The following is a 4,745-nucleotide window of genomic DNA, read 5'->3' as shown; positions in this document are numbered from 1 at the left end:
AGCTTCGCGGCCGCCTTCCTGGCGGCGGTGACGCCGAGCTACGGCGCCGACGGCGCCGGCTCGACGGTGATCAGCAACTACACGCTCAACGTCACCAACTCGGCCTCCGGCCTGACCAGCCAAGGTGAAGCGATCACACTGACCAAGGTCGGCAACGACATCGTCGGCTCGACCGCCTCGCATGGCGAGATCTTCAGGATCTCCGTCGATGCGACCGGCACGGTGACGCTGACCCAGTCCCAGCAGATCGACCACCTGCCCGAGAGCCTCGACACCACCAACAACAACGCCCATATCGACCTTGGCAACGGCCTGGTGACGCTGTCGGCGACGGCGACGGTGACCGATGGCGACCACGACCAGGCGACCTCGACGGTCAGCACTGATCTCGGCGGCAACATCGGCTTCGACGACGACATCCCGTCGCTGACGGTCGGCACGGTTGCGGACGCGGCCATCACGCTGGTGACGCAGGACGCCCAGACCATCGGGCCGGCCTCCGACACGGCGAGCGCAAGCTTCGCGGCCGCCTTCCTGGCGGCGGTGACGCCGAGCTACGGCGCCGACGGCGCCGGCTCGACGGTGATCAGCAACTACACGCTCAACGTCACCAACTCGGCCTCCGGCCTGACCAGCCAAGGTGAAGCGATCACGCTGACCAAGGTCGGCAACGACATCGTCGGCTCGACCGCCTCGCATGGCGAGATCTTCAGGATCTCCGTCGATGCGACCGGCACGGTGACGCTGACCCAGTCCCAGCAGATCGACCACCTGCCCGAGAGCCTCGACACCACCAACAACAACGCCCATATCGACCTTGGCAACGGCCTGGTGACGCTGTCGGCGACGGCGACGGTGACCGATGGCGACCACGACCAGGCGACCTCGACGGTCAGCACTGATCTCGGCGGCAACATCGGCTTCGACGACGACATCCCGTCGCTGACGGTAACCGCAGCTCCGGCGACCAAAGTCGCGCTTGACGAGACAGCGACCTCGAGCGGCGTCGCCACGATCGACACCGGCGCAATCGTGAAGGGCGACGATCCCGATGTATCGGGGTCGGGCTACATCTCGACGGCGACGAGCGTCGGAGCGCTGGTGACGGTAAACGCGGCGTTCGGCGCGGATGGCCCCGCGGCCTCGGGGAGCACCACCTACGCGTTGACGGTGACGAACGCCAGTTCGGGCCTGACGCTGACGGACGGCTCGGCGATAAACCTGCAGCAATTGGCCAATGGCACGGTTGTCGGTGTCGTGTCGGGCGGCGCCTTCGACGGCCAGGCGGCTTTTGCGATGACGATCAACGCCGCGACAGGCGCGGTCATGGTCGAGCAGTATCTGTCCCTGGACCATCCGGCCGAAGCAACGGCCGCCAACAGCTTCAATAGCTATGACGAAACCCTGACACTAGCTGCCGGCAGTCTCGGCGTGACGGTCACCGTCACGGACGGCGACCACGACATGGTGAAGAGCAACACCGCCGACGTGTCGAACCAGATCACCTTCGACGACGACGGGCCGACCTTCACGCATATCCAGAATGCGATCGTCGCCAATCAGGACAACAACGTCGCGACCGGCACGCACGACCTTGCCTTCGGTGCCGACGGCGAGACGTCGATCGAGATCACACCGCTCACCAACATCAGCGGCGTGACATACTTGCCTGTTGTCCACAATGTCGACGGCTCGTCGGACCTGATCGCGCAGGTAAACGGATCGAATTTCTTCGATCTGAAGATCAACCCGGACGGCACCTATTCTTCGACGACGACATCCCGTCGCTGACGGTCGGCACGGTTGCGGACGCGGCCATCACGCTGGTGACGCAGGACGCCCAGACCATCGGGCCGGCCTCCGACACGGCGAGCGCAAGCTTCGCGGCCGCCTTCCTGGCGGCGGTGACGCCGAGCTACGGCGCCGACGGCGCCGGCTCGACGGTGATCAGCAACTACACGCTCAACGTCACCAACTCGGCCTCCGGCCTGACCAGCCAAGGTGAAGCGATCACACTGACCAAGGTCGGCAACGACATCGTCGGCTCGACCGCCTCGCATGGCGAGATCTTCAGGATCTCCGTCGATGCGACCGGCACGGTGACGCTGACCCAGTCCCAGCAGATCGACCACCTGCCCGAGAGCCTCGACACCACCAACAACAACGCCCATATCGACCTTGGCAACGGCCTGGTGACGCTGTCGGCGACGGCGACGGTGACCGATGGCGACCACGACCAGGCGACCTCGACGGTCAGCACTGATCTCGGCGGCAACATCGGCTTCGACGACGACATCCCGTCCATCGTCGCCAATCAGGACAACAACGTCGCGACCGGCACGCACGACCTTGCCTTCGGTGCCGACGGCGAGACGTCGATCGAGATCACACCGCTCACCAACATCAGCGGCGTGACATACTTGCCTGTTGTCCACAATGTCGACGGCTCGTCGGACCTGATCGCGCAGGTAAACGGATCGAATTTCTTCGATCTGAAGATCAACCCGGACGGCACCTATACGTTCACCTTGATCGAGTCCCGCCCTGTTGCCGACCAGACATTCGATTTCAGCGGCGTGTCTGGCGGCGCGAGCACCATACAGTTCACCTTGGGAGATGCTACGTTCAAGGCGGTTGATACCAATAACAATGGCAGTATCGGCAGCGCCGAAGAACTGAAACCGACGAGCAACGGCTTTGGCGTCCAAAATGGAAATCTGGATGTGGGAGAGCAGTTCCAGATCAACTTCGCTACAGGGATAGACAAGCTGAACTTCTTTGTCGAGCATGAGGCCGCTGGCGCCTTCACCATGACCTGGAAGACCGACACCGGGCTTACGGGCACGGCCACGACCAGCGTCGACGGCTTGCTCACCATCAATCCGACAGGTGATTTCAACTCCATCACGTTCACCGTTACGGAGGGCAAGGCCAAGTTCGACAATTTCGGTTACTCGAAGCTTATCCTGCCGTCGGATCAGACGTTCAACTTCTCGGTGTCCGGCGTGGACGGCGACGGCGATCATTCCGCGGCGCAGACCCTGTCCGTCACCACTTTGGGCGAACACCCGGCGGGTACTCCGATCAACGGAACGGCGGGCGATGACGCCATATCGGGCACGTCCGGCAACGACACCATTTCCGGGCTTGCCGGCAATGACACGCTCTTTGGTGGTGCGGGAGCCGACCAACTGCTCGGCGGTGACGGCAACGACATCCTGATCGGCGGTCTCGGCCAGGATACACTGACCGGCGGCGCGGGCGCCGACACGTTCAAGCTCGACAGCCTGGACATCAAGGATCTGATCACCGACTACCACGGTGCCGGCATTGGCGGCGAGGGCGATAAGATCGACCTGACCGCTCTGTTCGACACGACGGGGGGGGGCAATATCGGCGACTACGTGCACTATGACGCCGGCACGAAGACGCTGAGCGTGGACACCAACGGCACCACCGGCGGCGCCAGTTTCGTGGATGTTGCCGTGCTGCAGAACGGACCTGCCGCCGGCACGATCAACATCCTTTACGACGACACGAACCACGTACAGCATACAACCACGATTTAGTGCTTATGCGTGGCCACACCCCCGTGCTATGCATTAGCGAAGCATGAATTGGTAATTTGGAGAGGGACTTACATGAAGCGTGGTGCAAGATTTCTGGCTTCGGCCGCGGCGCTGCTCCTGGCCGGGTCGACGGGCTTTGCCGCCGACATTATCGGCGAGCCGGCGGTGAACTATTGCCGCACCGTCGGCACTTCCGACCTGGTGCTGACCGACAACATGGTCGAGCTCAAGGACCGGGTGGTGAAGCTGATGGACGACTCCATCGCCGTCGCCGACAGCCCGGAATGGATCAACTCGTCGCGCCCGGCCTTCGTCTGGGCGTCGGAAGCCAAGGTCGCCTGCGGCAAGGCCTATGGCTACCTCAAGACGAACTACAAGGACGAGGACTACCTGAACAAGTGCGAGTGCTTCCACGACCGCATGGTCGAGTACATGCACTGAGCTGACAGGCGCGCCGACCGGCTGTGATGATGGCCATGAGAGCCTGGGCGGAGGCGGCCGCCTCCGCGCGCCCGGCGCCGGTTGCCATGCATGCCGGCGTGGCGAGGCATTTCCGGAGCAGGTGTTTACGAGGCTTCGAGCAGTTCATCGTTTCATGGAAACGCCGAACTGCTCCAACTATTTGTCTTTACGCAATTCCGGACGGAAAACCGCTGCGCACTTTTCCTGGAATGGCTCTGGCGCTCGCATTCGTCGTTGTCGCGGCGGCCTCCGGCTGCCAGTCGAAGAACGGCGCATCGGAGGTGCTGGATCCCTCGGCGATCGCAGCGCCGGCAAACCAGGCCGGCAGCCCCGCCGCCGCGCCCGCGCAGCTGACCGCCAGTTCCGCAACCACCGCCCCCAAGGGAAATCTGACGCTCGGCACCGGCTCGACGAAGATAACGATGCTGCTGCCGCTCTCAGCCCCCGGAAGCGCGGGCGAGAACGGCAGGAAGATGTATGACGCCGCGCGGCTTGCGATGGCTGATCTCGGCGACAAGCTGGTGACGCTGACGATCGAGGACACGCGCGGCGACAGCGGCTACGCCAAGGACCTGGCGGTGAAGGCGATCACCTCGGGCGGCGTGAAGATCGTCATCGGCCCGGCCGAGCTTGCGGCGGCGCAGCAGCTTGCCAAGCTCTCCGGCACGCAGCGGCCGCCGGTGCTGGCGCTGGCCGACAATTTCGCCGGCGGCC

The 4,745-nt window shown here is 63.8% G+C and carries 4 protein-coding genes; all 4 read left to right on the top strand.

Annotated elements, in window-relative coordinates:
* The coding region (locus DH10_RS17970) for a DUF5801 repeats-in-toxin domain-containing protein (RefSeq protein WP_246811591.1) at positions 1–1,791 on the top strand (1,791 nt) is incomplete at its 5' end.
* 35 nt (positions 1,792–1,826) lie between these two features.
* On the top strand, positions 1,827–3,569 hold the full coding sequence (locus DH10_RS37660) for a DUF5801 repeats-in-toxin domain-containing protein (protein ID WP_192385141.1): 1,743 nt from the start codon (positions 1,827–1,829) through the stop codon (positions 3,567–3,569).
* A gap of 72 nt (positions 3,570–3,641) precedes the next feature.
* Positions 3,642–4,010: a hypothetical protein gene (locus DH10_RS17960; RefSeq protein WP_192245370.1), complete on the top strand. Its 369-nt coding sequence runs from the start codon at positions 3,642–3,644 to the stop codon at positions 4,008–4,010.
* Positions 4,011–4,240: 230 nt separating this feature from the next.
* Positions 4,241–4,745 (top strand): ABC transporter substrate-binding protein (locus DH10_RS17955; protein WP_343221568.1); only part of this gene is annotated, 505 nt, incomplete at its 3' end.

The sequence above is a fragment of the Mesorhizobium silamurunense genome (assembly GCF_014843825.1).
Taxonomy (GTDB): domain Bacteria; phylum Pseudomonadota; class Alphaproteobacteria; order Rhizobiales; family Rhizobiaceae; genus Mesorhizobium; species Mesorhizobium silamurunense.
The sequence above is the reverse complement of the archived record's forward strand: the minus strand, read 5'-3'. Positions and strand labels throughout refer to the sequence as shown.